We start from the raw sequence: 26,869 nt of genomic DNA on the forward strand, positions 1-26,869 counted from the left end.
TACCTGTAAAATAGTAGCGAGAAAGCCAACACTGGAGGACAATGATTATGTATTTTCTCGCTTTTTTCATTACATTAGCTTTTACTTTTTATATCTTCTATAAAGTGAAGCAAGTCAGAAGCAACCGGCCGATGGAGAAGAAATGGCTTTCTGCAAAGGCAAGTATGGCTCTAGGCTTGTTTGTCGCTTTATTCGGTATCAATCAGCTTGTATTATTTCCAGGTACAGTGACATATATCGTAGGTGCCCTGTTCATCCTGATCGGACTCGCAAGCGGCTGGACAGGCTATAAATATTATAAGCATGTGCTGCCCTTTGCAGAGCGTGAAGCAAAGGAACTGGACGGCAACTAATGCCGTAACGGCCGGGATCGTCATCCCCGGTCTTTTTTATTGCCTGTTTTCCCGCTTCGGGGATATACTATGAACTTCCTTCGCTGCCGGCATCCCGCATTCCATGTTCCGATCATCACTGTCATTCAATCGTATTTCCGGTGGCATCCTTTAATAAGTTTTTATTGCTTAATGCCTGTCTATCAACTGACAAATCATAAGGGATTTACCTACAAGAACCCCTTCACTGTATACTTCAACATCCACTTTACCGAACTTTCTCCCAACATCAAGGACCTTCGGATGAATTTCAAGCATGCTTTCCATCTGTACCGGCTTGATGAAGTATATGGTCATGTTCTCAACAACGAGATCACCTTTTTTATAAGGCTTCAATACCCGGTTGGCAGCTTCTGTCATGAGTGTGGTGAAGACTCCGTAAGACATGGTGCCGAGCCCGGTCGTCATTTGCGGGGTGACCGCAAAGTGATAGATTTCTTTGTCACCTTTCTTCTCGCCAACTTCCACTCCATTGCTGATCAGATCATCGATTGTCTCTCCCACTTGAGGCTGCCTCTGGATCATCTGCAGTGCCTTCAGGACATCCTGGCGTGAAATGATTCCCTGCAGCTTGTTCTGTTCATTTACGACAGGAAGCACTTCGATACCTTCCCAAATCATCATATGTGCTGCTGAGGCAACACTTGTCTTTGAGCTGACTGTGATCGGCTGCTTTGTCATGATTTTGTCGATCCCGATATGCTTTTCCTGCCCCATTACATCCTTGGACGTCACCATCCCATGTACTTTCAGGTTTTGATCGACGACCGGGAATCGGCTGTGGAATGTGTATTGATTTTTTTCGTACCAATCTTCAAGTGTATCGTTTACATATAAATAAGCCGTGTTGTCCACTTTCGTCAAAATATCTTCTACGAGGACAATTTCTTTTTTGATGAGCTGGTCATAAATCGCCCTGTTGATCATTGCCGCCACAGTAAACGTGTCGTAGGATGTGGAAATGATCGGAAGTTCCAGTTCATCCGCAAGTTTCTTCACTTCATCTTCGGTGTCAAAGCCACCTGTGATCAGGACGGCAGCTCCCGCTCTCAATGCATGCTCATGCGCTTTTGTACGGTTTCCGACGATCAGCAGGTTGCCTGCTTCGGTATAACGCATCATCGCTTCCAGCTTCATCGCACCGATGACAAATTTATTGAGCATCTTATGAAGACCCGTTCTGCCGCCCAGTACTTGTCCATCGATGATATTTACCACTTCGGCATACGTCAGTTTTTCGATATTTTCTTTTTTCTTCTGCTCGATCCGGATCGTCCCGACACGTTCAATCGTACTGACATAGCCTTTTATTTCCGCATCTTTAATCGCTCTATAAGCTGTTCCTTCACTGACGCTCAATGCTTTTGCGATTTGGCGGACGGATATTTTTTCTCCGACAGGGAGGGAATCTATGTATTCTAAAATTTGTTCATGTTTGGTTGCCAAGCTTTTCACCCTTCTTTTGTACGTCCTGCTTAATAGTATCATTATAATGTGAAAAGCTTGGGGTTTCAATTTTATCAGGGGTTTACGGGCTGTCTCCTTATTGCTTCCCCTAAATACCGATTCCGTGGAAGACTTCGCTTTCCGCGGGCGGCCGGTGAGCCTCCTCGTCGCTCTGCTCCTGCGGGTTAGAAAAGCGGAAGGGCTTTGGTCAGAGGCGGGTGGCATAAGGCGAATCGGCCATGAAGGCGTTCTTTGCCTTCTTGGACGAGTTGACTTATGACATGTGCCTCTAAGCCCTGGAGCTGGACAAGTCTCACCTGTCTCGCTTTTCCCGCAGGAGTCTTCGTCTTCCACTCCAATCAACAGCTGGAAAAGAAAAAGTAATCTGGTTTTTCTCTGCCATTATCCAACAGAACGCACTCTTTTTTTACGTTGCGTTACAGCCTTTCCTTTAATTCCTTTAGATGCTTTTGCAGGGCTGAAAAGGAGTCCAGCAAGGTTGCCGGCAATCACAAAAGTGGCGAGGACAATCCATCCGATCGCGAATGCCCCCTCCAGTCCCCCGGCTTCGATCGATAGACGCGGGGCTGCATAATACAAGAGAGCCCCAGTCAATAACAAGCATAGAATGTAACGTTGTTTCTTCACATTATTCCTCCTCTCTGAGCATGTTTCATATATATGCAGAGTAGGACAGGATATTGTGTGAAAACTGAAAAGAGAGTGACGCATTGGTTACAACCAGCTCCTATACATCACTCTCTTCCAGCATTAATATTCGATTACGTCGCCTGCCGACATCACTTGTCCCTCGCAGCTATCCAGCATCTCGACAAATTGATGCGGATCCTGTTTGATCGGAGGGAAGGTATTGTAATGAATCGGAACGACCTTTTTCGGTTTCAGGAAACGTGCCGCTTCTGCAGCATCCTCAGGTCCCATCGTAAAGTTATCCCCGATTGGCAGGAATGCAAGATCAATCGGATGGCGTTCACCGATCAGCTTCATATCTGAAAATAAACCTGTGTCCCCTGCATGATAGATCGTTTTTCCTTCGATGAATAACAGGAGGCCAGCCGGCATGCCCATATAGATGATTTCATTTCCATCCGTCATAAGTCCTGAACCGTGGAATGCCTGAGTCATCTTCACTTTCCCGAAATCAAACTCATACGCTCCGCCAATGTGCATCGGGTGGGTCTTTACGAGCTGCCAGCTGAGGTATGTTGCGAGTTCATGGTTGGCAATCACAAGTGCATCGTTTTTCTTTGCAAGTTCCACTGTATCTCCCACGTGATCGTTATGACCGTGTGTCAGGATGATCACGTCAGGCTTTTCATCCTCAACCTTGAGGTCGGTCAGTTCATTCCCATTAATGAATGGATCGATTAAAATTGTTTTGCCATTCGTTTCAATTTTCACTACTGAATGTCCATGATAAGAAATCTTCATTGTATCTCCTCCTGCATGATCTTTTATTGTATATAGTTTGATATACCCTGATTTTCAAGTTTTTAAAAGTTGAATTACTAAATGGATTGTTGTTTGAATATCCTTGACCGTTCCTTTCCGCGGAAAGCGAAGTCTTGCACTCCAATCAACTGCGGTATTCTATGGATAAGCAAAAACCGGCCCAGAAAATTTTTTCTGCGGCCGGCTTGGGTGTATTAAAGCTGTTCTAATTGTGTTCTTGTATCTGAGTAATCAAGTCCGTGTGCTTCAGCAACAGCTTGATACGTTACATATCCGTTTAAGGTATTGATTCCTTTCAGAAGCGCTTCGTTATCAAGGCTTGCTTTCTTGTAGCCTTTAGAAGCGATTTGGATTGCATATGGCACAGTTACGTTCGTTAATGCAATCGTAGAAGTACGCGGTACAGCCCCAGGCATATTCGCAACGGCATAGTGAACGACACCATGTTTCTCATACGTTGGATCATCGTGAGTCGTGATACGGTCTGTCGTTTCGAAGATACCACCCTGATCAATCGCGATATCCACGACAACCGATCCAGGAGTCATTGATTTGATCATGTCTTCCGTAACTAGTTTAGGCGCCTTTGCTCCAGGGATCAGAACAGCACCGATCACAAGGTCTGCTTCTTTTACTGCCTGTTCGATATTTAAAGGATTAGACATAAGTGTAGTAACATCGCTGCCGAAGATATCATCAAGCTGACGCAGACGATCCGGGTTCAGGTCAAGGATGGTTACATTCGCTCCTAATCCTACAGCCATTTTTGCGGCATTCGTCCCGGCAACCCCTCCGCCGATGATTGTTACTTTACTGCGGCGTACACCTGGCACACCTGATAGAAGCACTCCTTTACCTCCATGAATCTTTTCAAGGAATTGAGCACCGATTTGAGTTGCCATGCGTCCTGCCACTTCACTCATCGGAGTCAGCAGTGGAAGTGCACGATTCACTTCGACAGTTTCGTAAGCGATCGCTACGACTTTGTTTTCGATAAGAGCCTTTGTAAGTTCCGGCTCTGGTGCAAGATGTAAATATGTAAATAAAATCAGCCCTTCACGGAAGTAAGAATATTCGCTTGGAAGAGGTTCTTTTACCTTCATGACCATATCCATCGACCATGCTTCTGAGGCAGTACTTACAATATGTCCTCCTGCAGCAGTGTAATCTTCATCTGTAAAGCCAGATCCCATCCCTGCTCCTGACTCGATGTAAACTTCATGTCCAAATTGAACAAGGTTTACGACACCAGCGGGAGTCATTGCTACACGGTTTTCATTATTCTTAATTTCCATTGGCACACCAATACGCATATATGCCTACCTCCTAATTCCACTATTGCTCCTTCAGAGCATCACTTCATAAATATAACATTTTCTTTATATAATAGCTAAGAGAATTTCGCATCCCTGTAAGCACTTACATTCTAACAAATAAACAACAAAATATCTCTACTTTTCCCTGAAATTATTAATGTTTATTTCTTCGCTTTTTTGCAAAAATTCTATAAAATAGGAAAGGCATGAAATAACCGTACAAAGGAGACTTCAATGACAAAACAACCAGTGATTGAACGGCTTGGATTGGAGCCGGTCCCAATAGATCAAAAAACAACGTCTTGGAAAGAATATTTCATCATCCAGCTTGCCTTTTCGGTCAATGCCGGCAACTTCCTGATCCCCGCTTTGGCCGTGCTCGAAGGCGGCCTTTCTTTTACAGCAGCCTTTACGTGTACTGTGATTGGGGCTCTTGCCGCGTTTCTATTTGTATCTTTTCTATCGCTTCCGGGCTCGAGATATGGACTGCCTGCACAATATGTACTCAGAACCGTGCTCGGCACAAAGCTTTCCATGCGTATCGCATCTCCGATCCGGTCACTGACCTCCCTCTACTGGTTCAGTGTGCAGACGATTGGAGGCACCTATGTCTTATTGTCGATCATCGAAAAGGTCGCAGGTGTGTCACTGCCTTTCATTCCCATCGCAGCTGGACTGGCGCTCATCATGACGCTGCTCGCCTTGGTAGGATTTCAAGCAGTAAAAAAAGCAACGAAATATTTCATTCCGGTCCTTGTACTCGGTCAGCTGGTCATCCTTTATCTATTTATAACGAAAGGGATGTCATCCGGCAGCCTGACTGTTTTGACAGTAGGCTCAAAAGAATCGGGTGCAGCTGAATTCTTTTTTTATTCCAGCTTAGTATTTGTTCAATATATATCCGGTGTCAGTGCCTCTGCTGATATTACACGCTACAGTAAAAGCAGTGCACACGGATTTTGGGGGCTTTATGGCGGAAATGTCACGGGGTTCATGATGACCGCTTTATTAGGCGGCTTAAGCGCCAGCTTGTTCGGAGAGCTGAACCCTTTTGTTGTGGCAAGTGATCTCACCTCTTCGCTTGTCCTTTTACTCATCATCACTTTATGTGCGATGGTGTCCATGATTTCAATCAACCTGAGCAATGCCTATACAGGAGGCTACAGCTTACTGAATGCATTGCCAAGGCTGTCACGTATTCAATGCGCCGCTGCCTTTGGGGCTGCTGGCATCCTATTAAGCTGTATTCCATCGCTCGTACTCAATGCGCAAGGATATATATCATTCCTTGGCATTTTAATTATTCCCATTTCAGCCATTGTGACGGCTGATTATCTATTCGTTAAAAAAGGAACACTAAGCGAAAGCTCCCTCCTGCAGCTTATGAATGGGACATTCACTGCCAATAATGAAGCTTTATGGGTTCTTATCACCGGAATGATCAGTTATATCCTGATTCCGGAAGCGTATTCCCCGGGCTTTCTGTCCTTCATACTAACATCAGCTGTTTATGCTCTGGTGAAACAGCGTTCTTTATCTGATGATCACTCTGCTTCACTTCAAAATAAGCTGGGATAGTAAAAGGCTGATCCATTCATTTGGATCAGCCTTTCTTAAGCGATTACTGTTCATCTTCACCATGATTTTCATAGGTGTTGTAGTGGCCATTCTCGGTATCGATGACACCGCTCGTATATGAATTCATAATCTGCTGGCTCACTTGCTGGCTTCCCTGCTCGTCGTACGTATACTGCTCTTGCGGATTCTTTTTCTTCATAGGAGATCCCCCTGTTATCAGATTTTTTTCTCCTTTATTGTTCGATTATCTGCCACAAGCTATAAGTGGAAAAATGTAGTATGATAAGGGTAAGGAGGGGATAACAATGAGTTTAAAATATCAGAACATATTAGTAGCCGTTGATGGATCTAAAGAAGCAGAATGGGCTTTCCAAAAAGCGATTGCCATCGCTAAGCGTAATGATGCAACACTTTCCTTGATTCATGTTATCGATACCCGCTCATTTGCAGCGATTGAGTCCTATGATCGTACTGTAGGAGAAAGAGCGATCCGTTATGCCGAAGAGCTTCTGCAGGAATATAAAGCAGAAGCGGCCGAAGCTGGAGTGACAAAGGTAAAAACGTATGTTGAATATGGTTCTCCAAAAGTTATCATCCCCAGAGAAGCGAACAAGAACATTGCAGCAGACCTGATCATTTGCGGGGCAACGGGATTAAATGCCGTTGAACGGTTTCTGATCGGAAGCGTTTCCGAACACATTACCCGTGCTGCACATTGTGATGTCCTTGTTGTACGGACAGAAGACAAAGAAGATTAACAACATTATGGACACTCATGAAGAGAGGCAGGAATCATTCCAGATCCTGCCTCTCTTCATCATTAATTATTTACCATTTCATCTGCTTTTAGTAGGGATTTACCTTTTTCGATTTGGTATTTTACTTGTTCAAACCCTGTCCCGCCGTAAGAGTTCCTTCTTTCGACGGCGGCATAAGGAGTTAAGATTGAATAGATATCCTCTTCTATTAATCCCGAAAATCGCTGATACTGCTCCAGAGAAACATCTTTTAAATAATATCCTTCCTGGATACAATGCAGGACTAACTTGCCTACTATTTCATGGGCCTGTCTGAAAGGAACACCTTTGGCTGCCAAATAATCGGCTAGCTCGGTTGCATTTGAAAAATCATTCGAGACGGATTCATTCATTCTCTGTTGTTTGACCTTCATCGTACGGACCATCCCATTAAAGATCTTCAAAGAACCTGTTACTGTCTTGACCGTGTCGAACATGCCTTCTTTGTCTTCCTGCATGTCTTTGTTATACGCGAGCGGCAGCCCCTTGAGTACGGTTAGCAGCGAGATGAGATTTCCGTTCACCCTTCCCGTTTTCCCTCTTACCAGCTCAGCCATATCAGGATTTTTCTTCTGGGGCATGATACTGCTTCCCGTCGTAAAGCTGTCATCCAACTCGATGAACTGAAACTCTTCCGTGGACCAGAGGATGAACTCTTCAGCCAATCGGGAAAGATGAGTCATCAGAAGGGAACCATTGCTTAAAAATTCCACGATGAAATCACGATCGCTCACCGCATCCAGGCTGTTTTCGTAATAGGATGAGAACCCCAGCTGCTCAGCTGAAAACGCTCTGTCGATCGGGAATGTCGTACCTGCAAGCGCACCGGCACCCAGAGGTGAAATATCGATTCGCTTCAATGAATCTGTTAATCGATCTTTATCGCGCTGCAGCATCCAGAAATAGCACATTAGATGATGAGCAAAAGAGATTGGCTGGGCACGCTGCAGATGAGTATAACCGGGAATGATCGTTTTCACATTTTTCTCTGATTGAAAGACGATCCCTTCCTGAAGATCAGTAATCAAATCAATGATTTCCTCTACTCTGCGTTTTAAAAATAAATGCATATCCGTAGCGATCTGGTCATTCCGGCTTCTGCCTGTGTGTAGTTTTCCGCCAACTTCACCGATTTCATCGATCAACAGTTTTTCAAGATTCAAATGGATGTCTTCATACTCCACTGAGAAATCGAGCTCTTGATCCGCAGCCTTTTGATACAGCGTTTTGAGCCCTTGAAGTATTTGATCGGCTTCTTTACCGGAAAGGATGCTGCATTTTTTCAGCATGGTTACATGGGCGATGCTGCCTTCGATATCCTCAAAGACCAATTCCTTGTCGAATGAGATGGATGCGTTGAACTCATCCACCCATTCTTCTGGCTTTTTCGTGAATCTTCCGCCCCACAGCTTACTCATATTGTCACTTTCTCCTTTTTCTCATTGTTAATGACAGAAGATACCTTTGTCGGCAGACCCCAAAGCTTGATGAAACCAACTGCAGCATCATGATCGAATTCATCAGCTTTTGTATAAGTAGCCAAATTTTCATCATATAGAGAATTAGGGGATTTTCTCCCTTCCACAATGGCATGGCCTTTGAACAATTTCACGCGAACGACTCCGTTTACATACACTTGAGTTTGATCAAGAAATGCTTTTAGTGCTTTATTTAATGGTGAAAACCACAGGCCTTCATAAATTAATTCAGTCATTTTTTTCTCTATGACCGGCTTGAAATGGGCTAGTTCTTTCACCAATGTAAGATCTTCAAGTTCTTTATGTGCCTTTAACAATGTAACAGCACCCGGGCACTCGTACACTTCACGCGACTTGATGCCGATCAAACGGTTTTCCACGTGGTCGATTCGCCCTACCCCGTGTTTACCGGCAATGATGTTCAGTTCTGAAATCAATTGATCCAATGGATACGCCTGACCGTCTAATTGAACAGGTACTCCTTGTTGGAAGGTGATTTCCACTACATCTGCCGTGTCCGGTGCATGTTCGATGCTGCTTGTGAGATCATAGGCATCTTCCGGCGGAGCCGTCCAAGGGTTTTCCAATACACCGCATTCGTTGCTTCTGCCCCATAAGTTCTGATCGATGGAATATGGTGAATCAAGGTTGATCGGAATCGGAATGCCCTTTTCTTTTGCATACTCGATTTCTTCTTCACGAGACCATTTCCACTCACGTACGGGGGCAATCACTTCAAGATCAGGATTTAAAGCCTGGATCGAAACTTCAAAACGGACCTGGTCATTACCTTTTCCGGTACATCCGTGCGCAACTGCAGCTGCTCCTTCTTTTTCAGCCACCTCGACAAGCTTGCTGGCAATCAAAGGTCTTGACAGGGCCGAAACCAACGGATATTTCCCTTCATATAAAGCATGACTCTGTAAAGCAAGCAGTGCATAGTCCTTTGCAAATTCTTCCTTTGCATCGATGACATAGCTTTTTGACGCACCGACCGTCAACGCTTTTTCTTTTACAAAATCCAAGTCCTTCCCTTCACCTACATCTAAACAGCATGCGATGACTTCATACCCTTTTTCCTTTAACCATTGCACCGCCACGGACGTATCCAATCCACCTGAATAAGCTAAAACCACTTTTTTATTCAATCGTATTCCCTCCAGTTGTTGTTTTATATGAATTGTATCTTCATGTATTAAAATGAATATTTATTCTTATGAATGAATTTATATTAACAACTTATCAAGCATTTATCAATACTTATTCATTAATTTGTATAAATATTTCATAAAGACAGAGCTGGAGTCATTGATATGAATGGATTTGGGCAGGCTTTTGATGTAGGATTTATGGTGTGGATACAACCTGCAAAGGAGAACGTTGAATTTAAATGTGCACAGTAAAAAGATATTTCACATTCGACCCCCGTCTGAAGATAGATGTGCCGTACTTGGCTGGGGAGTGGACCGCCTACCCTACTCAAACTCAGGAAGCCATTCTTCTTGAGTGGGAAAGGATAAGGGGAGCCATTCCTGACCGCATTGGGGAAATTGAAAAGGAAATTGAGGAGCTGCAGTCCTCCCTTGGACAAGAAGAGGATTTTGAAGAATCATGCAGACTGAATAGCGAGATATCTGAGAGAGCCTCGCAGATCAATGACTTATGGATTTGGTATAGGACAACCCTGGAAATGTAATGGACATCTTATGTTGAACTAAAAAAAGCGAAGGAGCACTTCCAGCTCCTTCGCTTTCCTTCATTTATTGATTCTTCTTCAAACGCAGATAACGATACTGATAATATTTCTCTGCAAAATCGGTGATTTTTCTGGAGAGCTGATAATTCACTCCTGCGCCGATCGCCATGCTGACAAGCGGAAGCCCGGACCACTTCTTCCCTTTGAACAAAGTGATTGCAAGACCTTTGAGCGCATGCTTCATCGGTCCTTCCAGCCATGTATAATCAGTCAGCTGTTCTGAACCGTCGTAAAAATAATTTGAATCCTTCTTATTTAAATCCTCCATCAGATCCTCCCATGCCAGCGCACGCAGCCTGGAAGGCAGGGTGGATGCATGGAACACTTTCAGAGCAGTCATCATTTCAAACGGTGTCTGTACGTCAAAACCGTATGTAATGGAAATCAGCTGCACGGAACGCAGATTGATCACGGCCATTGCCGGCAAATCAGAACCAAGTGCCACAATGCCTCCTGTTCCCGTGACCCCTCCTTGAAATAATGAATAGATGCGGTGGCGTCCTGCGTGCTGCTCTGCGATATAGTGAAGCTGATCAATCGTGAGGTATTGAAGATCTTCAATCGTCTGGATTTCCTGGTTGAATGCACGTGCTGTCACAAGAATTCGTTCGCGCGCATCGTTTTGCATCTGCGACCCTTGAATAAGGGAATGCATATGAAACAGCCATCCGTCCAGGCGCTGGAAGAACTGTTCCTGAACATCTTCCGGGATGGATTCAAATGCGTAATCCAGCCATTTAACATATGTATGTTCCAAATCATTGGCTTCATATTCATACAAGTCTTCTTTCCAAGCTTTGATTGACTGCCAAACTTGTTTATCCCGATCTGACCAGCTCATGACTTCCCACTCCTTACAGTTGTAAAATTAATTTTAGTATATCATAAAAAGTTCCCTGCTTTCCGTTCTATGGTTCTGTAATGTGAATTTTCTGTTATTTTCCTTTCTATATTAATGGACAAAAAAACAGGATCCCCACTAAGGCAACCCTGTTTTTGATAGTTATATTAAATGTTCCCTTTTTCGACTACGTCGCGCGCGATCATGACTTCTTCGTTTGTCGGTATGATCATGACTTTTACCGGGGAGTGCGGGTAATTGATGAATGCTTCTTCTCCGCGCACATTGTTGCGTGATGGATCCCAGTATACGCCCATGAATTCAAGGCCTTGAAGTACTTTTTCGCGGACAAGGCTGCTGTTTTCACCGATACCTGCAGTGAAGACGATCGCATCTACTCCGTACATGCGGGAAGCATACGAACCGATGTATTTGTGGATACGATTCGCGAATACTTCAAGGGCAAGCTCTGCACGTTCATTTCCTTCAGAAGCCTGCTGCTCGATATCACGAAGGTCACTTGAGAACCCGGATACACCCAGCATACCTGACTTTTTATTCAGGATGTTCAGTACTTCTTCAGCTGTTGAACCTGTTTTTTCCATGATGAACGGAATCAATGCAGGATCGATGTTTCCTGAACGTGTCCCCATCGCAACACCCGCAAGCGGTGTGAAGCCCATGGATGTGTCAATTGACTTTCCGCCTTCAATGGCAGCGATACTGGCACCATTACCGAGGTGACAAGAAATCAGGCGCACTTGCTCTTCCGGACGCCCAAGCAATTCTGCCGCTCTCTCGGATACGTATTTATGTGAAGTACCGTGGAATCCGTATTTACGGATACCGAAATCTTCATAATACTCATACGGAAGGCTGTATAAGAATGAACTCTCAGGCATGGACTGATGGAATGCTGTATCAAATACGGCTACTGCCGGTACGTTCGGAAGCACATTCTTGAATGCCTTGATACCTGTTAAGTTCGCTGGGTTGTGAAGTGGAGCCAAATCTGAAAGCTCCTCGATCTTTTCAATCACTTCATCTGTGATCTGGACCGATTCGTTGAATACTTCCCCACCGTGAACGACACGGTGGCCGATCCCTTGGATTTCATCAAGAGAATTGATGATACCAAAGCCAGTCAGCTTTTCAAGAAGCATTTTAACGGCTACCTCATGATCAGGGATATCTGTTACTTCTTCTTTCTTTTCACCGTTCACTGATATGTTGAAAACCGCATTGTCCAAGCCAATACGCTCAATTAGTCCCTTTGTGATGACTGTTTCTTCAGGCATATCGAATAGCTGAAACTTCAACGAAGAGCTTCCAGCATTGATAGCAATAATTTTGTTTGCCACGTTGTATCGCTCCTTTGATTTATAGGATCTTAACTATCTATATTGTGTTCATTGAATCACTTTTTATCTCTCAATTCCCCATTTAATCACTGTACACTATCGATTTCAAGATAAAGCTTGAAATGACATCGTTTTCATGTTAAATTAAATATTTTCACAAAATTCTAAAAGGAAACTCTTTCTCTTATTACCGCAAAATCCTGGCAGCTAAACAAACGAAAAAGACTGCTCCATTAATGGAGCAGTCTTTTTAACATTGTTATTTATTTTCAAGCAGCCATTGATCGATTTTGCCAAGGATATCTTCAAGGGCCCGTTGATTTGAAAGGCTCGGAAGATTCGCGAGCAAGACTTCTTTTGGCGCTTTCAGACCTTCTTTCTTCTTTTGGAGGATCAATATGCTTTTCGCCGAGTTCTTATTTTTAAAGAGTGAAAGGGGCAGCTGCAGGAAGCCCTGGATATTCACTTTTTCTTTTAAAAATAAATGCAGCTGGCTGCTGAGTGGTGATTCGAACAGTCCATTTGGAACGATGAAGAACAGGTATCCGCCTTCTTTCGTATGCTTCAAACTCTGCTCGATAAACAAGTGGTGAGCATATGAATGCCCTTCCTCTGCTTTCAACTCATAATCCTGTGCCCTCAGATCATTCGGATAGTATCCTACCGGAAGATCGCTAAGGACGATATCGACAGGGTCAATGAACAACGGCTCAAGTGCATCTTGATTGAAAAGCTGAAGCGGGTGTTTTTGAAGGTTCGCTCCAACATAAGCCAGTTTGATCAGTACATCATCGATTTCCACACCGACTGAATTGGACTCGATGTGAGGCATCTGATTCAACACGGTCGTCAGCAGATTCCCAGTGCCGATGGCAGGGTCTAAAACAGACAGCTTTTCACTGCCCTGGGTAAATTTATTGACGAGGAAACTGATAAATAACCCGAGGGAATCCGGAGTCATCTGATGATTCGGCTGAACATTTTCTTTCATGCCCTTCAATATGGCAAATTGAAAGGCTTTGCGGATATCTTCGTTTTCAATGCTGCCGATCTTTATTTCTTCGTATTTTTTATGTAGACGTTTTTTTGTCAGTTCGCTCAATTCATCTTGCAGGATATCATCTTGAAAAAGGTTTTCCCCTGTTTCTGCAACTGCTTCTAAATAGCTGCATGCCAGCTCTTCCTTAAGAAGCTGTGATGTTTCATCGATGATCCCGAAGAGAGATTCGACTGGCGAATTCATCATATGCATTCATTCCTTTACCAACGTTTTCTGTCCTCTATTTTACCCGTCGACGGGCACTTTGTAAAAAAACAATGCTGACCATACAGCAGTCGGCAGGTCAGCATGTCTCTTGTTTCTAGTAATGAGTCGTATTATTTTGCATTTTTCACTGCTTCTACAGCAGCATCGTAATCAGGATGGTCAGTTGCTTCGCTCACATATTCCACATATGTGACTTCGTCGCTAGAGTCCACAACGAATACAGCTCGGGCAAGGAGGCGCAGTTCCTGAATGTGCACACCGTATGCTTCACCGAATGAAAGGTCCCGGTGGTCGGAAAGTGTCTGGACATTTTCGATTCCATTCGCTCCGCACCAGCGCTTTTGTGCAAATGGCAGATCGACGGATACAGTCAGCACTTCAACATTATCGAACTCCGTTGCTTCTTCATTAAATTTTCTTGTTTGTGCATCACAAACGCCAGTATCAATTGAAGGAACGACACTGATCAAACGAACCTTACCCTTTGAGTCATTCAGAGTCACTTCTGATAAATCATTTGCCAGAACCGTGAAATCAGGTGCTTTATCCCCAACCTTCACTTCGTTGCCAAGCAGTGTTACAGGGTTGTTCTTAAATGTAATGTTTGCCATCATTTGTTCCTCCTCTATGAATAGTATGTACAGCTTTATACTACAGAAAATCGGATGGTCAACGCAAATGATAAGGGTCAACTTTAAATACCGCTGTTGATTTCCGTGCAAGACTTCGCTTTCCGCGGGTGACCCGTGAGCCTCCTCGTCGCTTCCGCTCCTGCGGGGTCTCACATTAGTCACTTTTCCCGCAGGAGTCTTCGTCTTGCACTCCAATCAACAGCTGGAATTGCCTAATAATACAGCAATTAACTTTCAACATTATAAAATTTAAAGAAGAGCTGACAACTGGAGTCAGCTCCTTTGATGAATTTTTAGAAATCCATATTTTGTTTTGTTCCGTTTCCTTGATTATGGTTTTGATTTTGATTACCCTGGTCATTCTTCTTCATCATGCCTTGGATTTTCTCGATCGCACCAGGTGCTAAATCAAGCAGACGGTCCAATAGATGAGTGCTTTCATCCAGGTGAAGCATTTTGATACCCCTTGAGCTGACAATCAGGAACGCAATCGGTGTGATGGATACTCCTCCACCGCTACCTCCGCCAAACGGCTGCTTCTTGGATGAACTTCCGCCTCCACTTTCACCGCCGCTTTTGCCGCCTTCTGAATCACTGTTCTTGCTTTTGCCATCGATAATGAATTCACTTCCGCCTGCAGCAAATCCAAAGCCTACTTTTGAAACAGTCAGGATGACACTTCCATCAGGTGTTTCTACGGGATCTCCGATGATGGTATTTACATCGATCATTTCTTTCAAGTTTTCCATTGCAGTGGTCATGAGACCTTCAATAGGATGTTCAGACATGAATAGTCCTCCTCATTATACTGATTGTTGTTCGTCTTCAGAGAAACGGGAAAGAGGCTTTGTCTTAAAGTCTGCTTTGCCGCCTCTCCAGTACCGAAGTATCTTGAAACCTACTAGGATAGCATTCCCTATCCGAAACTGGATAATACATGAAAAATGAGTCTGGATGATGGCTTTCTGGAAGGAGGGAATCACTTCGACCGAAGGCTGGGACTGCAGTCTTATATAACCGCTGATCAGTCCGATGATGCTTCCCTTCAGCCCCCAGATCGCCCCTGTCATCGTCCCTGTGGAAGCGGCGTCGCCAGTCCCGAATAACGTCTTCCAATGAATATGATCGATTTTAACTTTTTTCAAGAACCTGCGGATGATTTTATGCAATTCCCTCACATGGGTGAGAATTTCTTTCGTGTCATTTAAACTGTTCAGAAAATCTTTTGGTGTAACCTTCTTTTTAGACTCTTTTTGACTGGAAGGATTGTTTTCCTTCCCTCGGATATTTTTTTCTTCGACCACTATATTGGGACCATCGTCATCAAGCTTGACCAGTGGTACATCGATTGTATACCTTAACAACCCGAACCAAGCCCTCAGCTTGACCTTGAAATGATCATTGTCATTTCCGTGGTACAAAGATAGGGTAATGGTTAATTTCGTTATGAGAATAAGAATGATGATGACTAGTATAAATGCCAGAATAATGAGTAAAGCCCATACCCAACCACTCATTTTTTTCACAACCCTTCAACTTTTCAGTATGGCCGAAGGAGGAAAAAATAAACGGGACCGCGTAAATATTTCATCAGATTTTTTCAGAGTGACCATGTACGGACAGCCGGCTTTTGGTACTGAAAACAAAAAAGAACCCGCCCTAATAAAAGAGCGGGTCCCCGCTACCTATACGGCAGGTGCAAATTCTAGCTTCTTCTTTTCCTGAACGACTGTCGTATCGGCAAATAAATCATGGATTCCTTGTTTTTTAGTGGTGAATGCCACCACGATATATAAAATGAAGATGGTGGACGAGATGAAGCGGCCGATCAACTCCCTGAAGATGACGGTTCCCCAGGTTGGACGTCGGCCTTTCAAATCAATCACTTTGATTCCGAGTATCATCTTGCCGATCGTTTGACTGAAGAACTTCGTCATCAAGACGAAATAGCCGTAAAAGACGATCGCAGAAAGAATCGAAATCGGCGCAAACATCGAACCTTCCACCAAAGAAATATCGAGCACTTTGAAAACTGGCTTGACGATCAGGCGGGTAATGCTGCCGATGACGACTAAATCAATCAAATACGCCCATACCCTCAGCCAGAAACCTGCCAGAAAAAATCCTTCCGATTCTTTATAAGGAGGCGGCTGCTGAACATTGTCATGCTGTACAGTCCTTTCATCAACTGCCAATTGTTTTTCCATTACTTCCTCGTCAACACGAGGGGCATCTTGATTTTCACTCACTTCATTCACCTTCCTTACTCAGAATATAGATACATTAACCGTGGTGAATTCGGATTGGACAGAAGCTTCACGAGCGCTGCCGCTTCAAAGTCCTGGCCGATCATCTTCTTCGCACTCATGCTAAAGAAATCTGAGAAGGGATCACCGCTCGTATATTCAAATACTTGTGCACCTTTCAGTTTATGATCTTTTTTCAGAGCTGCAATGACATCTTCCACATAGCCGAAATCATCGATTAAATTTACTTCTTTTGCCTGCCTACCGTCATAGATTCTGCCATCAGCGATTTTTTTCACTTGCGCTTCAGACATGTCACGGCCGCTTGCGATGACATCAACGAATCCTTCATATGAATTATCGATCATCGTTTGAAGGATCTTTCTTTCTTCCTCTGTCATCTTTCTCGTCGGACTCATGATATCCTTATAAGGACCGCTCTTGATCGTGACGAAGTCGACACCATACTTTTCAGCAAGCTCGGAGTAATTGATGCTTTGCATGATTACCCCCAACGAGCCTGTCAGCGTCTCTTTGCTTGCAAAGATCTTTGTTGCCGGTGCCGATATGTAATATCCTCCTGAGGCCGCCATGCTTCCCATTGAAACGTAGACAGGTTTTTTTGACTTCTCTATGATTTCAACAAGCTTGGAATGGATTTGAGCACTCTCCACCACTCCTCCTCCAGGGGAATTCACTTTAAGGACAATCCCTTTCACAGTGTCATCTTCCCCAACGGCATCAAGCTTATCCATGAAAAGTTCGTGATTATATCCGGGACTCTGGAACATGGACGCTGCGTCACCCGTATCCTGAATGACCCCATCCACTTCAAGGACCGCTATTCTCTTTTGCATGTTACCATCTTCAATGATTTCTTCCCCGAAAGCCTGTTCCGTACTTCCAAGCACTTCATCGAATGCCTTGTTAAAATCCCCAGTCAATGCTGAAGTGGCAAAGTTCACCACGACAGAGACAAAGAACAAACCTGCGGCAATCGCAAGTGCGATCCATCTTTTCGCATTCATAAGTATATTCCTCCCTCGTTTATCCTATCTTATGTAAGGATATGAATATCATTCTCATGTCAAAACATGATAGAATATTCACAAAGTTATTTTAGCAGACTTTTGTTGGAATGGGAAAAATTATCCTACTAAATTTTGGGAGGTACATAGAATGAATAATCGTCGAAATATTTATTTTTACGTTTTAAAAGATGAAACCATCCAAACCAAACTTGAAAAATTATATGATCTGGCACAACGATATGATTTCAACATCGTGCAATCCCCTAAAGACGCCAATATTATTGTGAGTGTCGGCGGTGACGGCACATTCCTTCAGGCTGTCCGCAAGACGGGATTCAGACAGGATTGCCTTTACGCTGGAATCTCTACAGGCGGTACTCTCAGCATGTATTGCGATTTCCATATTGACGACACATCCAAAATGATCGATGCAATGACGAAAGAACAAATCGAAGTAAGAAAATATCCTACCATCGAGGTGACGGTGGACGAGCAGACATCTTTTCATTGTTTGAATGAATTCAGCATCCGCTCCGGAATCATCAAGACGTTCGTGATGGATGTCTTCATTGACGACATTCACTTTGAGACGTTCCGGGGAGATGGAATGATCATTGCCACTCCGACCGGAAGCACTGCCTATAACAAATCAGTCAACGGAGCAGTCGTCGATCCGATGATTCCATGCCTGCAGGTTAGTGAAATGGCTTCTCTCAACAACAACCGCTACCGTACACTCGGATCTTCTTTCATCCTCAGTGATAAACGCCGCCTCGAATTGAAAATCGTACAGGATGGCAATGACTATCCTGCGATGGGGATGGACAATGAAGCACTGAGCATCCAGCACGTCGAGAAAGTGGAAGCGAGATTAAGTGAAAAGACCATCAAAACAGTGAAACTGAAAGACAACTCTTTCTGGGAAAAAGTGAAGCGCTCGTTTTTATAATTTTAAAGCAAAAGCTCCAGCGAATGATTCGCTGGAGCTTTTGCTTTATTATGCTGACAACTTCGCTTCACGTCTTCGTTTTCTAGCAAACTGTATGCGGGATGCCGTAAAGATCGCCAGCGCCATCCAGATGCAAATAAACGATATCAAATGAGTTGTCGAGAACGTTTCACCGTATACCATGACACCGAGGATCAATGTGATGGTAGGGGCTATATATTGCAGGAATCCGACCATATAGAGTGGAATCTGCTGTGCACCTTTCGAGAAGAAAAGCAGCGGAATGGCCGTTGCCGCTCCCGCTCCCATTAAGAGAAGATCCGTGTCCCATGAAACGCTGAATAAAGAAAGAGTTCCCTCAGAGTACATATATCCCATATAAATCAACGAAATCGGTGCGATGGTCATTGTCTCGAGTGTCAACCCGATTGCTGAATCCACTTTGATCAGTTTCTTCGCGAGACCGTATAAACCGAATGAAAATGCGAGTCCCATTGCAATCCACGGGAATTCCCCGTACGACAGCGTGAGGATCAATACTCCTGCAGCCGCTAGAATAAAGGACACAATCTGCGCCTTTGACAGACTTTCCTTTAATATAAATACCCCTAAAAGGACACTAACAAGCGGGTTGATGTAATATCCTAAACTGGCTTCCACCATTTGGTCCGTGTTCACTGCCCAAATATAAATGAACCAGTTGGCACTGATCAATAAAGAGGCAATCAATAATGCAAGCATCTGTTTTTTCTTAGTCAATGAGGTCTTTATGTAGGAAGTGAATGCCTTCCATCTTTTCGTGAAAAATAAAAATAAAAGCATGAACCAGAAAGACCAAAAAATCCGATTTGCCAATATTTCGTCAGCTGACACATGGTTCAACCATTTCCAGTAAATCGGGAGTATTCCCCATAGAAAATAGGAAAATGCTGTATAAAATATTCCTGTCTGTTCATTCTGCTTCAAAAAAACACCCCCAAAACTATTTCTGTTTCCGAAATAACTTCATTATATCGGGGAAACGTTTTGGGGGCAATGTTTTTATTTTTTCTTAAATACAACTGTTTCGTCCACCACTGTCATGGACACAATTTTCTCAAGAAGTTCATCCGGATGGGAGTCGAATGGATCTTTTTCAAGGACAGTGAAGTCAGCTGTGTATCCTTCCTTGATCACTCCCCTGTCATCTTCATGGTGACATGCATACGCGCTTCCTTTCGTGAAAAGCGAAATTGCTTCGTACATCGACAGCTTCTCTTCAGGGATATGCACGATTCTTTCAGGATCAAGTGGATTCGTCCTTGTTACTGCGGCATGTATGCCCCATAAAGGGTTGACCGGTTCAATCGGTGCATCCGATCCGCCAGCACAGTGAATCCCGCTCTCCAGCAAGGTCTTCCATGCATAGTTGTACTTCATGTTTTCCTGGCCAAGCCGATCGATGACCCATGGGAAATCAGAAGCTACAAAACGTGGTTGAATATCCAAAATCAGAGGGAGACCCTTAATTTCTTGTATTAATTCTTCCCTGAGGATCTGTGCATGAATCAAGCGGTCACGTCTTGATTTCTCAGAAGGGTGTACCTTGATGGCATCCACTACATTTTGAAAGGCCTGATCTCCGATCGTATGCACCGCAATAGGCAGCTGCAGGCTTCTCGCTTTCTCCACAAGTTCAAGGAGCCTTTCTTGTGAGTGGATGCTGACACCCTCTGTGCTTGGATCGTCCGCATACGGATAGCTGAGCAGGGCAGTCCTGCCTCCCAACGCGCCATCCGCAAAAATCTTCATTGCTCCAAATTCAATATATTCATTCCCTCCTAGGAAATGGTGACCTTCGGCATGCCAGTCAGTGATGACCTCATGGTGGACAAGAAGATGTGCCCTGAATTTTTTATTATCTTCATTAATCGTTTGTTTGAACGCATTATACGTTTTGTTGAAATTACCGTAATAGCTTAAGTCTTCCGTATGTCCTCCGACCAAACCGTTTTCCCAGCAGCTTTCAATCCCTTTTGCAAGAGCTTCTTCTAAATAGGCCGATGAAATGGGCGGCAAAGCCTCCACCATGAGATCCTGGGCTTTATCCTTTAATAATCCATTCAGGTTTCCCTCAGCATCTTTTTCAATCAAACCTCCTGCAGGGTCGGGTGTACTCTCATCGATATCTGCCTGTATAAGTGCAAGGGAGTTTACAACCATGGCATGCCTGCAGATCCGCTTTAATAGGACGGGATGTTTGGGAACGGCCGCGTCTAATTCATCTTTCGTAATGACCTCGGCATCCTCCCAAAGATTTTCATTCCACCCTTCCCCGAAGATCCACTGACCCTCAGGAAGTTTCTCCGCTTTTTCAGCCACGGCATCCAGTACCTCTTTCTTACTGGTCATCTGTGACAGGTCGAGGCGGAGGAGCGTTTCCCCGTGACCAATCAAGTGCATATGGCTGTCCACGAAGCCCGGAAACATGACGCCATTATGTAGATCGATGGTTTCTTTGATCGTGTATTTGTTCTCTAATTGTTCGGCTGAACCCAAATCCTTAATAAATCCATTTTCCGTATATACAGCTTCGACCGTATGACCTTCCGACTGCATTGTATAGATCTTTCCATTTGTCCATAATGTACCCATCTTGGAAGCTCCTTTTCTACTTATAAAAATGATGTTTCAAATGTACCATATTATAGGAGGGAACGGGAAGTGGGAGGATGTTTGTAAGGGTTTATGGAACACTACTTATGATTTCCGTACAAGACTTCACTTTCCGTGGCGGGTGCGGAGCCTCCTGATATGCAGTGCTCCAACATACAAAAAGACAGGGAGCCCGGATCAATCAGGCTCCCTATCCCATGTTTACAATCTTTAGTTCTTAACGGAACTCATCTCTTTTTGGCGCAATTCAATTCTTCTGATTTTTCCTGAAGTTGTTTTCGGCAGCTCCTTGACGAATTCGATCTTCCGCGGATATTTGTATGGTGCTGTCAGCTCTTTTACATGTTCCTGAAGATTCGATACAAGTGCAGGGTCATTTTGGTCCACACCTTGACGCAATACAACGAAGGCTTTTACAATCAGTCCCCGTACTTCATCAGGGCTTCCGACTACCGCACACTCTTGGACCGATGGATGCTTGACAAGCGCATCTTCCACTTCGAACGGCCCGATTGTGTATCCTGAAGAGATGATGATGTCGTCTCCCCTACCTTCAAACCAGAAATAACCATCTTCATCCTTTTTCGCTTTGTCGCCGGTGATATAGTAGTCACCCCTGAACTGCATAGCCGTCCTTTCGGGATCTTTATAATAGTTTTTGAATAACGCAGGTGTTTCTACGTGAACAGCGATATCCCCTACTTCACCCACTTCACAAGGAACCCCTTCTTCATTGATTATTTCCACTCGGTTACCCGGTGTCGGCATGCCCATTGACCCAGGTTTCAGTTCCATGCCTTTCATGATACCGACGAGCAGCGTATTTTCTGTCTGCCCGTAGCCGTCCCGTACCTCGATGCCATGATGTTTTTTGAATGCATCGATGACTTCCCGGTTCAACGGTTCTCCTGCGGAGACGGCGCTATGCAATGGGGATAGGTCATAAGCTCCCAAATCCTCGACCTTGGCCATCAAGCGATATTCTGTCGGTGTACAGCAAAGGACGTTTACACCGTTATCCTGAAGTAATTGCAAATATTTATTCGGTTCGAACTTCCCTTGATAAACAAGACCGGTCGCTCCCGACCCAAGAACCGACATGAACGGACTCCAGATCCATTTCTGCCAGCCTGGACCAGCCGTTGCCCAAACCATATCTCCTTCTTCGATTCCCAGCCAGCCTTTAGCCGCCGTTCTCAGGTGGGCGAATGCCCATCCATGTGTATGTACTACCCCTTTAGGATTTCCTGTCGTTCCGGAAGTATAGGATAAGAAGGCCATATCATCCCTAGCCGTATCAGCAAATGCCATTTCCTCAGAAACAGACTTCATTTCTTCCTCTACTGTAATCCAGCCAGCTTGTTCATCGCCGATGACAAACTTTTTGAGCTTGTCCATTCCGCGGACATGTTCAAATTGCTCGATGAATGGAGAGTAAGCGACGATCCCTTTTACATCCCCATGTTCAATTCTATATTCAAGATCTTTTGTTCGCAGCATTTCAGAACTCGGAATGACAATCATTCCTGATTTTAAAGCAGCTAAATAAACTGCATACGCTTCGACTAATCTTGGAACCATCACCAGGATGACATCCCCTTTTTCCAGGCCGGAACCCAAGAAAACGTTTCCAATTTTATTGGTGTTCTTCATCAGGTTTTTGTAAGTGATTTCTTTCTTTTCCCCAGCTTCATTCTCCCATTTGATTGCAAGCTTACTTTCATCACTTGCAAACTTTTCCACTTCCTCAACCAAGTTGTACTTTTCAGGTGCAATTAGTTCATGTCTGTTCATCCGAATTCCCCCTTGTTTGTACTTACACCTCCATTATACAAAATAATTCAAATTTTTTAAATTGTTCATTTATAAAATACAAATCAGAATTTACTATCCGAGGTCTGAATAACGATTTGGATAAATCGCAGACCGTTCCTTTCCGCTCCAGGAACAAGATTCCCGGGGGAGGAAGTCGAGCCTCATGAGCGTTCCGCCTGCGGGTTAGAAAAGCTGAGGCGGTTAGATGAGTGGTCTGGGAAGGCGTTCTTTGCCTTCTTGGACTATTTAGCTTATGACCTCAAAGGGCTAACCGCCGGAGCTGGACAAGTCTCGACCTTTCCTCTATTTCCCGCCGGAGTCAAATGCCTTCTGCTACATTCCACTCTGCGTTTTCAAACGAGAAATAATAATTGTTTTCTTATTTCCTGTTTTCAAAACGGGGCGAAGAAAAAAATTTAAACCGGACCTTTATACGGAAAGTTAAAATGTGAAAACCCACGAATATCAGAGTGCTAACCGCAGTAGAGATTTTTGCCTTCATGCCGTGTTCTTATCTTCTGTTCCATCATTGAAACAGGAGGAAGCAGACGAACTAAGATAAAATACCACCCATATTTTCAATATTTACTTGTTTAGTCTTATCCCGATTCAATACCGATTCCAGCGGTTGATTGGAGTGCAAAACGAAGACTCCTGCGGGAAAAGCGTGTTAGGTGAGACCCCGCAGGAGCATCGCGACGAGGAGGCTCACCAACCGCCCGCGGAAAGCGAAGTTTTGCACGGAAATCAATAGCGGTGATGCATGGAATCAAATAAATTGAGAAGTCAAAACCAGCTTCTCTATTAGGGTTGCCTAAAAACCAAATCAAATCAGTGTGGGGTGTGTATCTTGACGGTTTCGTTCATATCAGGAGGCTCACGGGCTACCCGCGGAAAGCGAAGTCTTCTACGGAAATCAACAGCGATATTCAATTTCCAGGCAAAATTAAAAGGAGCGGGTAGGCCCCGCTCCTTGTAGCCATTGTATTTAATTATTTTTGGTATCCGCCACCGATTTGTTGTTCAGCCATTTGGACTAAACGCTTAGTGATTTCACCACCTACAGAACCGTTAGCGCGTGCAGTTGCATCTGGGCCAAGTTGAACTCCGAATTCAGAAGCGATTTCGTATTTCATTTGGTCGATAGCTTGTTGAGCTCCAGGAGCTACTAGTTGATTTGAACTTCTGTTTGCCATGTGTTTTCACCTCCTCGTTGCTTGTTGAGTATAGAATGTGCGAAAACACATGGCTTCATGCAACGATATCCGTTGGTAAATGTTCCTAGTTAGAGGAGGTCTTCAAAGTCTTCTTCCATTGCAGCATCCGCTGCTCCATTAATGATGATTGTCTCTGTATCTTTGACTGCATCATTTATCAATGAATCGAAATCAACGAAGCTTTCATAGTATTGAACTTTTTCTTTTTTCGGTCTTGTTTTCGGTGCCGGCGGTGTAAAGATGGTGCAGCAATCCTCATATGGAAGGATTGAGATATCATGTGTATCGATTCTTTGGGCGATATCGATGATCTCCAATTTATCCATGGCTATAAGCGGTCTCAGTACAGGAGTGTTGGTGACATCATTGATCGCCTGCATGCTTTCGAGCGTTTGACTAGCCACCTGCCCAAGACTTTCACCGGTGATTAATGCAAGACCTTCATTTTGCTGACGGATCAGATCGGTTATTTTCAACATCATCCGTCTGGTCGATGTCATGGTGTAGTTCTCCGGCACCTGATCGTGGATCGTTTGCTGGATTTTGGTGAACGGGACAACATGTAACTTGATGCTTCCGCTGAAAGCAGATAGCTTTTTGGAAAGATCAATTACTTTCTGCTTTGCCCTTTCGCTTGTGAAAGGAGGGCTGTGAAAATGGACCGCTTCGATTTCCACGCCCCGCTTCATGGTCAAGTAGCCCGCAACCGGGCTGTCGATTCCCCCTGACAGCATCAGCATCGCCTTTCCGCTCGCTCCCACAGGCATACCCGTTGAACCAGGATATATTTCGGAAGAAAGATAAACGCCTTCTTTCCTTACTTCTACATTTAATTTAATATCCGGATTCTTGACATCTACTCTCAGCCCTTCAGTATTCCTTAAAACGTATGAACCGACTTCATAATTGATTTCATTGGTTTCAAGCGGGAAATGCTTATCCGCTCGGCGGGCCGACACCTTGAAGGTTTTACCAGGTTCAAAACTCTTATGCACCAACGCTGCCCCCGCTTTGCAGATTTCTTCTATATCCCGTTCAACCTTCACCACTGGACTGAATGATTGAATACCGAAGATTTTCTGAAGACGCGGAATGATTTCATCCCCGTTTTCTTCCCCCAACAGGATGTGCAAGCGGTCTCGGCTCGCTGACACTGATATCCCCGGGAAATCCTTTAATGCCTGAACAATATTCTCCCTAAGCTTTGATGTAAATTTTTTGCGGTTTCTTCCTTTAGTTGAAATCTCACCGTATCGGACTAGAATTCGATTGTATTTCATCGTGATCTCCTCATTGTTTTCTGTAGTTGGTCTGTTTCTTTTTTCAGCAGCTGAATGAACCGCTCTGCCTCTTCCATTGTATTCTGATAGGACAAGCTTATCCTGATCGCCCGGTCAGCACGGTCTTCCCCGACTCCCATTGAAAGGAGGGTCTGACTCGGCTTGCTTTTCTTTGACGAACAAGCACTTGTAGTGGATACGTACACTTCATACTGATCCAGAGCATGTACGACGACCTCACTCTTGAAATCTTCAATTGAGAAATTAAGGATATGAGGTGCATGTCCCCCTTGAGGTGTATGGATGTTCACACCAGTTATTGTAACCAGTTCTTTCCTTAAATAGTGTTGAATATCCTTCATCCTGCCCAAGGATTCCCTGCTTTCTTCCATATATATCCTCATCGCCTTAGCAAATGAAACGATGCCCCCAGTATTCTCTGTGCCGCTCCTTATATTTCCTTCCTGTTCCCCTCCGGTAAGAAGCGGAGAGATGTTCACACCATCCCTTACAAAAAGCATACCTGAACCCTTAAGACCATGAATCTTATGGGCGGAGATACTATATAAATCAACCTGTCCGCCCTGCAGGGGTACTGGTACTTTCCCGCAAGCCTGTACACCATCCACATGAAAGAGGACCTTGGGGTGATGCTTTAAGATGGAACCGATCTCTTCGATTGGCTGAATGGTACCCACTTCATTATTCACGTGCATGATAGACACGAGAATCGTATCACTCTGAATCGCTTTTTCCACAGCATATGGATCGACTCTCCCGGATTCATTGACATCCAGGTAAGTAACAGAGTAACCGATTGATTCCAATTGCTTCATTGTATTAGTGACAGAAGGATGTTCGATTTTGCTCGTAATAATATGTTTCCCTCTATTTTGGTATTGCAAAGCCGTTCCTTTAATCGCCAGATTATTCGATTCGGTTCCACCTGAAGTGAAAAACACTTCTTTCTCTTTGATGTTCAACAGTCCGGCTATTTGTTTCCTGGACTGCGCGATTAACTTTTCAACCCGTCCTCCAAATGAATGAATGGAAGAAGGGTTGGCATAGTGGATTTCATTTACTTTTATAAAAGCATCCAAAGCTTCCTTATATGGTCTTGTGGTTGCTGCGTTATCAAAATATATCACGATATGCACCTTCTTTAGTTCTATCCAATCATTAATCTTATCACAAAATCATTTTTTCCCAAATGAAATTGAAAAAATGTACACCTGATATTATTATGACAATAATGTTATTAGAGAAAAACTTTCAAATTTTTATTATTTTATAAAAATAACCATTGATAACTCTAATGAAATTTGCGACAATCATTTAG

26 protein-coding genes are annotated in these 26,869 nt (G+C 44.0%); 5 read left to right on the forward strand and 21 right to left on the reverse strand.

Annotated elements, in window-relative coordinates; genetic code table 11:
* Positions 1-47 precede the first annotated feature (47 nt).
* Positions 48-353, forward strand: coding sequence for a YtpI family protein (locus tag ACUXV2_RS14535; RefSeq protein ID WP_446243899.1), 306 nt, complete (start codon positions 48-50; stop codon positions 351-353).
* 168 nt (positions 354-521) lie between these two features.
* On the opposite strand, the gene ACUXV2_RS14540 is transcribed toward ACUXV2_RS14535, so the two are convergent.
* The 4 genes from ACUXV2_RS14540 to ald all read right to left on the reverse strand — a co-directional run bounded on the left by ACUXV2_RS14540 (position 522) and on the right by ald (position 4,624).
* Positions 522-1,838 (reverse strand): DRTGG domain-containing protein, encoded by a 1,317-nt coding sequence (locus tag ACUXV2_RS14540; RefSeq protein WP_446243900.1) that lies wholly within the window; start codon positions 1,836-1,838, stop codon positions 522-524.
* Between the two features lie 402 nt (positions 1,839-2,240).
* The gene (locus tag ACUXV2_RS14545) at positions 2,241-2,486 is read right to left on the reverse strand and encodes a hypothetical protein (protein ID WP_446243901.1); all 246 of its coding nucleotides are present in this window, start codon (positions 2,484-2,486) and stop codon (positions 2,241-2,243) included.
* A 123-nt stretch (positions 2,487-2,609) separates the two neighbouring features.
* Positions 2,610-3,290: a metal-dependent hydrolase gene (locus ACUXV2_RS14550; protein ID WP_446243902.1), complete on the reverse strand. Its 681-nt coding sequence runs from the start codon at positions 3,288-3,290 to the stop codon at positions 2,610-2,612.
* Between the two features lie 215 nt (positions 3,291-3,505).
* The gene (ald, locus tag ACUXV2_RS14555) at positions 3,506-4,624 is read right to left on the reverse strand and encodes an alanine dehydrogenase (protein ID WP_446243903.1); all 1,119 of its coding nucleotides are present in this window, start codon (positions 4,622-4,624) and stop codon (positions 3,506-3,508) included.
* A 237-nt stretch (positions 4,625-4,861) separates the two neighbouring features.
* Here ald and ACUXV2_RS14560 point away from each other — a divergent pair, with 237 nt between their 5' ends.
* Complete coding sequence (locus ACUXV2_RS14560) at positions 4,862-6,205, forward strand: purine-cytosine permease family protein (protein WP_446243904.1); 1,344 nt, start codon at positions 4,862-4,864, stop codon at positions 6,203-6,205.
* 43 nt (positions 6,206-6,248) lie between these two features.
* Here ACUXV2_RS14560 and ACUXV2_RS14565 read toward each other — a convergent pair whose 3' ends face one another.
* Positions 6,249-6,404, reverse strand: coding sequence for a hypothetical protein (locus ACUXV2_RS14565; protein ID WP_446243905.1), 156 nt, complete (start codon positions 6,402-6,404; stop codon positions 6,249-6,251).
* A gap of 106 nt (positions 6,405-6,510) precedes the next feature.
* Here ACUXV2_RS14565 and ACUXV2_RS14570 point away from each other — a divergent pair, with 106 nt between their 5' ends.
* The gene (locus tag ACUXV2_RS14570; RefSeq protein ID WP_446243906.1) at positions 6,511-6,963 is read left to right on the forward strand and encodes a universal stress protein; all 453 of its coding nucleotides are present in this window, start codon (positions 6,511-6,513) and stop codon (positions 6,961-6,963) included.
* 62 nt (positions 6,964-7,025) lie between these two features.
* Here ACUXV2_RS14570 and argH read toward each other — a convergent pair whose 3' ends face one another.
* Together argH and ACUXV2_RS14580 are read right to left on the reverse strand one after the other, a co-directional pair.
* Positions 7,026-8,420: an argininosuccinate lyase gene (argH, locus tag ACUXV2_RS14575; RefSeq protein ID WP_446243907.1), complete on the reverse strand. Its 1,395-nt coding sequence runs from the start codon at positions 8,418-8,420 to the stop codon at positions 7,026-7,028.
* The gene (locus tag ACUXV2_RS14580) at positions 8,417-9,634 is read right to left on the reverse strand and encodes an argininosuccinate synthase (protein WP_446247080.1); all 1,218 of its coding nucleotides are present in this window, start codon (positions 9,632-9,634) and stop codon (positions 8,417-8,419) included. Before ACUXV2_RS14580 ends, argH begins: the two co-directional genes overlap by 4 nt.
* A 236-nt stretch (positions 9,635-9,870) precedes the next feature.
* Here ACUXV2_RS14580 and ACUXV2_RS14585 point away from each other — a divergent pair, with 236 nt between their 5' ends.
* A complete protein-coding gene (locus ACUXV2_RS14585; protein ID WP_446243908.1) occupies positions 9,871-10,176 on the forward strand; it encodes a hypothetical protein in 306 nt (101 codons plus the stop codon).
* A gap of 64 nt (positions 10,177-10,240) precedes the next feature.
* Here ACUXV2_RS14585 and ACUXV2_RS14590 read toward each other — a convergent pair whose 3' ends face one another.
* The 8 genes from ACUXV2_RS14590 to sppA form a co-directional block, all read right to left on the reverse strand.
* Positions 10,241-11,077 (reverse strand): EcsC family protein, encoded by an 837-nt coding sequence (locus ACUXV2_RS14590; protein ID WP_446243909.1) that lies wholly within the window; start codon positions 11,075-11,077, stop codon positions 10,241-10,243.
* Positions 11,078-11,244: 167 nt separating this feature from the next.
* The gene (locus ACUXV2_RS14595) at positions 11,245-12,438 is read right to left on the reverse strand and encodes an acetate kinase (RefSeq protein WP_446243910.1); all 1,194 of its coding nucleotides are present in this window, start codon (positions 12,436-12,438) and stop codon (positions 11,245-11,247) included.
* Positions 12,439-12,697: 259 nt separating this feature from the next.
* Entirely contained in the window at positions 12,698-13,684 is a 987-nt protein-coding gene (locus ACUXV2_RS14600; RefSeq protein ID WP_446243911.1) for a class I SAM-dependent methyltransferase, read from the reverse strand.
* Between the two features lie 131 nt (positions 13,685-13,815).
* Positions 13,816-14,316 carry a thiol peroxidase gene (gene tpx / locus ACUXV2_RS14605; RefSeq protein ID WP_446243912.1) on the reverse strand — a complete coding sequence of 167 codons (501 nt, stop codon included), beginning with the start codon at positions 14,314-14,316 and terminating at the stop codon, positions 13,816-13,818.
* A 314-nt stretch (positions 14,317-14,630) separates the two neighbouring features.
* Positions 14,631-15,125 carry a GerW family sporulation protein gene (ytfJ, locus tag ACUXV2_RS14610; RefSeq protein WP_446243913.1) on the reverse strand — a complete coding sequence of 165 codons (495 nt, stop codon included), beginning with the start codon at positions 15,123-15,125 and terminating at the stop codon, positions 14,631-14,633.
* A gap of 15 nt (positions 15,126-15,140) precedes the next feature.
* Positions 15,141-15,854, reverse strand: a complete 714-nt coding sequence (locus tag ACUXV2_RS14615; protein ID WP_446243914.1) for a DUF2953 domain-containing protein — start codon at positions 15,852-15,854, stop codon at positions 15,141-15,143.
* Between the two features lie 168 nt (positions 15,855-16,022).
* Positions 16,023-16,544, reverse strand: coding sequence for an RDD family protein (locus tag ACUXV2_RS14620; protein ID WP_446247081.1), 522 nt, complete (start codon positions 16,542-16,544; stop codon positions 16,023-16,025).
* Positions 16,545-16,600: 56 nt separating this feature from the next.
* Positions 16,601-17,611 carry a signal peptide peptidase SppA gene (gene sppA / locus ACUXV2_RS14625; protein WP_446243915.1) on the reverse strand — a complete coding sequence of 337 codons (1,011 nt, stop codon included), beginning with the start codon at positions 17,609-17,611 and terminating at the stop codon, positions 16,601-16,603.
* A 151-nt stretch (positions 17,612-17,762) separates the two neighbouring features.
* Between sppA and ACUXV2_RS14630 the strand changes: the two genes are divergently transcribed.
* Positions 17,763-18,563 carry an NAD kinase gene (locus ACUXV2_RS14630; RefSeq protein WP_446243916.1) on the forward strand — a complete coding sequence of 267 codons (801 nt, stop codon included), beginning with the start codon at positions 17,763-17,765 and terminating at the stop codon, positions 18,561-18,563.
* 48 nt (positions 18,564-18,611) lie between these two features.
* On the opposite strand, the gene rarD is transcribed toward ACUXV2_RS14630, so the two are convergent.
* The 6 genes from rarD to ACUXV2_RS14660 all read right to left on the reverse strand — a co-directional run bounded on the left by rarD (position 18,612) and on the right by ACUXV2_RS14660 (position 26,678).
* Positions 18,612-19,529 carry an EamA family transporter RarD gene (gene rarD, locus ACUXV2_RS14635; RefSeq protein WP_446243917.1) on the reverse strand — a complete coding sequence of 306 codons (918 nt, stop codon included), beginning with the start codon at positions 19,527-19,529 and terminating at the stop codon, positions 18,612-18,614.
* 75 nt (positions 19,530-19,604) lie between these two features.
* Positions 19,605-21,197 (reverse strand): amidohydrolase, encoded by a 1,593-nt coding sequence (locus ACUXV2_RS14640; RefSeq protein ID WP_446243918.1) that lies wholly within the window; start codon positions 21,195-21,197, stop codon positions 19,605-19,607.
* Between the two features lie 231 nt (positions 21,198-21,428).
* Positions 21,429-23,012 (reverse strand): acyl-CoA synthetase MbcS, encoded by a 1,584-nt coding sequence (mbcS, locus tag ACUXV2_RS14645; RefSeq protein ID WP_446243919.1) that lies wholly within the window; start codon positions 23,010-23,012, stop codon positions 21,429-21,431.
* 1,013 nt (positions 23,013-24,025) lie between these two features.
* Entirely contained in the window at positions 24,026-24,229 is a 204-nt protein-coding gene (locus tag ACUXV2_RS14650; protein WP_224877682.1) for an alpha/beta-type small acid-soluble spore protein, read from the reverse strand.
* Between the two features lie 89 nt (positions 24,230-24,318).
* Positions 24,319-25,530 carry a tRNA uracil 4-sulfurtransferase ThiI gene (gene thiI / locus ACUXV2_RS14655; RefSeq protein WP_446243920.1) on the reverse strand — a complete coding sequence of 404 codons (1,212 nt, stop codon included), beginning with the start codon at positions 25,528-25,530 and terminating at the stop codon, positions 24,319-24,321.
* Positions 25,527-26,678 (reverse strand): cysteine desulfurase family protein, encoded by a 1,152-nt coding sequence (locus ACUXV2_RS14660; RefSeq protein WP_446243921.1) that lies wholly within the window; start codon positions 26,676-26,678, stop codon positions 25,527-25,529. The genes thiI and ACUXV2_RS14660 overlap by 4 nt, the downstream gene beginning before the upstream one ends.
* Between the last annotated feature and the right edge of the window lie 191 nt (positions 26,679-26,869).

It is taken from the genome of Rossellomorea sp. NS-SX7 (assembly GCF_052828565.1).

Bases quoted from the DNA above. Each gene is read 5' to 3' on its own strand.
- ACUXV2_RS14535 (WP_446243899.1), top strand. From the start codon at position 48: ATGTATTTTCTCGCTTTTTTCATTACATTAGCTTTTACTTTTTATATC.
- ACUXV2_RS14550 (WP_446243902.1), bottom strand. From the start codon at position 3,290: ATGAAGATTTCTTATCATGGACATTCAGTAGTGAAAATTGAAACGAAT.
- ald (WP_446243903.1), bottom strand. From the start codon at position 4,624: ATGCGTATTGGTGTGCCAATGGAAATTAAGAATAATGAAAACCGTGTA.
- ACUXV2_RS14560 (WP_446243904.1), top strand. From the start codon at position 4,862: ATGACAAAACAACCAGTGATTGAACGGCTTGGATTGGAGCCGGTCCCA.
- ACUXV2_RS14565 (WP_446243905.1), bottom strand. From the start codon at position 6,404: ATGAAGAAAAAGAATCCGCAAGAGCAGTATACGTACGACGAGCAGGGA.
- ACUXV2_RS14570 (WP_446243906.1), top strand. From the start codon at position 6,511: ATGAGTTTAAAATATCAGAACATATTAGTAGCCGTTGATGGATCTAAA.
- argH (WP_446243907.1), bottom strand. From the start codon at position 8,420: ATGAGTAAGCTGTGGGGCGGAAGATTCACGAAAAAGCCAGAAGAATGG.
- ACUXV2_RS14585 (WP_446243908.1), top strand. From the start codon at position 9,871: ATGTGCACAGTAAAAAGATATTTCACATTCGACCCCCGTCTGAAGATA.
- ACUXV2_RS14590 (WP_446243909.1), bottom strand. From the start codon at position 11,077: ATGAGCTGGTCAGATCGGGATAAACAAGTTTGGCAGTCAATCAAAGCT.
- ACUXV2_RS14600 (WP_446243911.1), bottom strand. From the start codon at position 13,684: ATGATGAATTCGCCAGTCGAATCTCTCTTCGGGATCATCGATGAAACA.
- tpx (WP_446243912.1), bottom strand. From the start codon at position 14,316: ATGGCAAACATTACATTTAAGAACAACCCTGTAACACTGCTTGGCAAC.
- ytfJ (WP_446243913.1), bottom strand. From the start codon at position 15,125: ATGTCTGAACATCCTATTGAAGGTCTCATGACCACTGCAATGGAAAAC.
- ACUXV2_RS14615 (WP_446243914.1), bottom strand. From the start codon at position 15,854: ATGAGTGGTTGGGTATGGGCTTTACTCATTATTCTGGCATTTATACTA.
- ACUXV2_RS14620 (WP_446247081.1), bottom strand. From the start codon at position 16,544: ATGGAAAAACAATTGGCAGTTGATGAAAGGACTGTACAGCATGACAAT.
- sppA (WP_446243915.1), bottom strand. From the start codon at position 17,611: ATGAATGCGAAAAGATGGATCGCACTTGCGATTGCCGCAGGTTTGTTC.
- ACUXV2_RS14630 (WP_446243916.1), top strand. From the start codon at position 17,763: ATGAATAATCGTCGAAATATTTATTTTTACGTTTTAAAAGATGAAACC.
- ACUXV2_RS14640 (WP_446243918.1), bottom strand. From the start codon at position 21,197: ATGGGTACATTATGGACAAATGGAAAGATCTATACAATGCAGTCGGAA.
- mbcS (WP_446243919.1), bottom strand. From the start codon at position 23,012: ATGAACAGACATGAACTAATTGCACCTGAAAAGTACAACTTGGTTGAG.
- ACUXV2_RS14650 (WP_224877682.1), bottom strand. From the start codon at position 24,229: ATGGCAAACAGAAGTTCAAATCAACTAGTAGCTCCTGGAGCTCAACAA.
- thiI (WP_446243920.1), bottom strand. From the start codon at position 25,530: ATGAAATACAATCGAATTCTAGTCCGATACGGTGAGATTTCAACTAAA.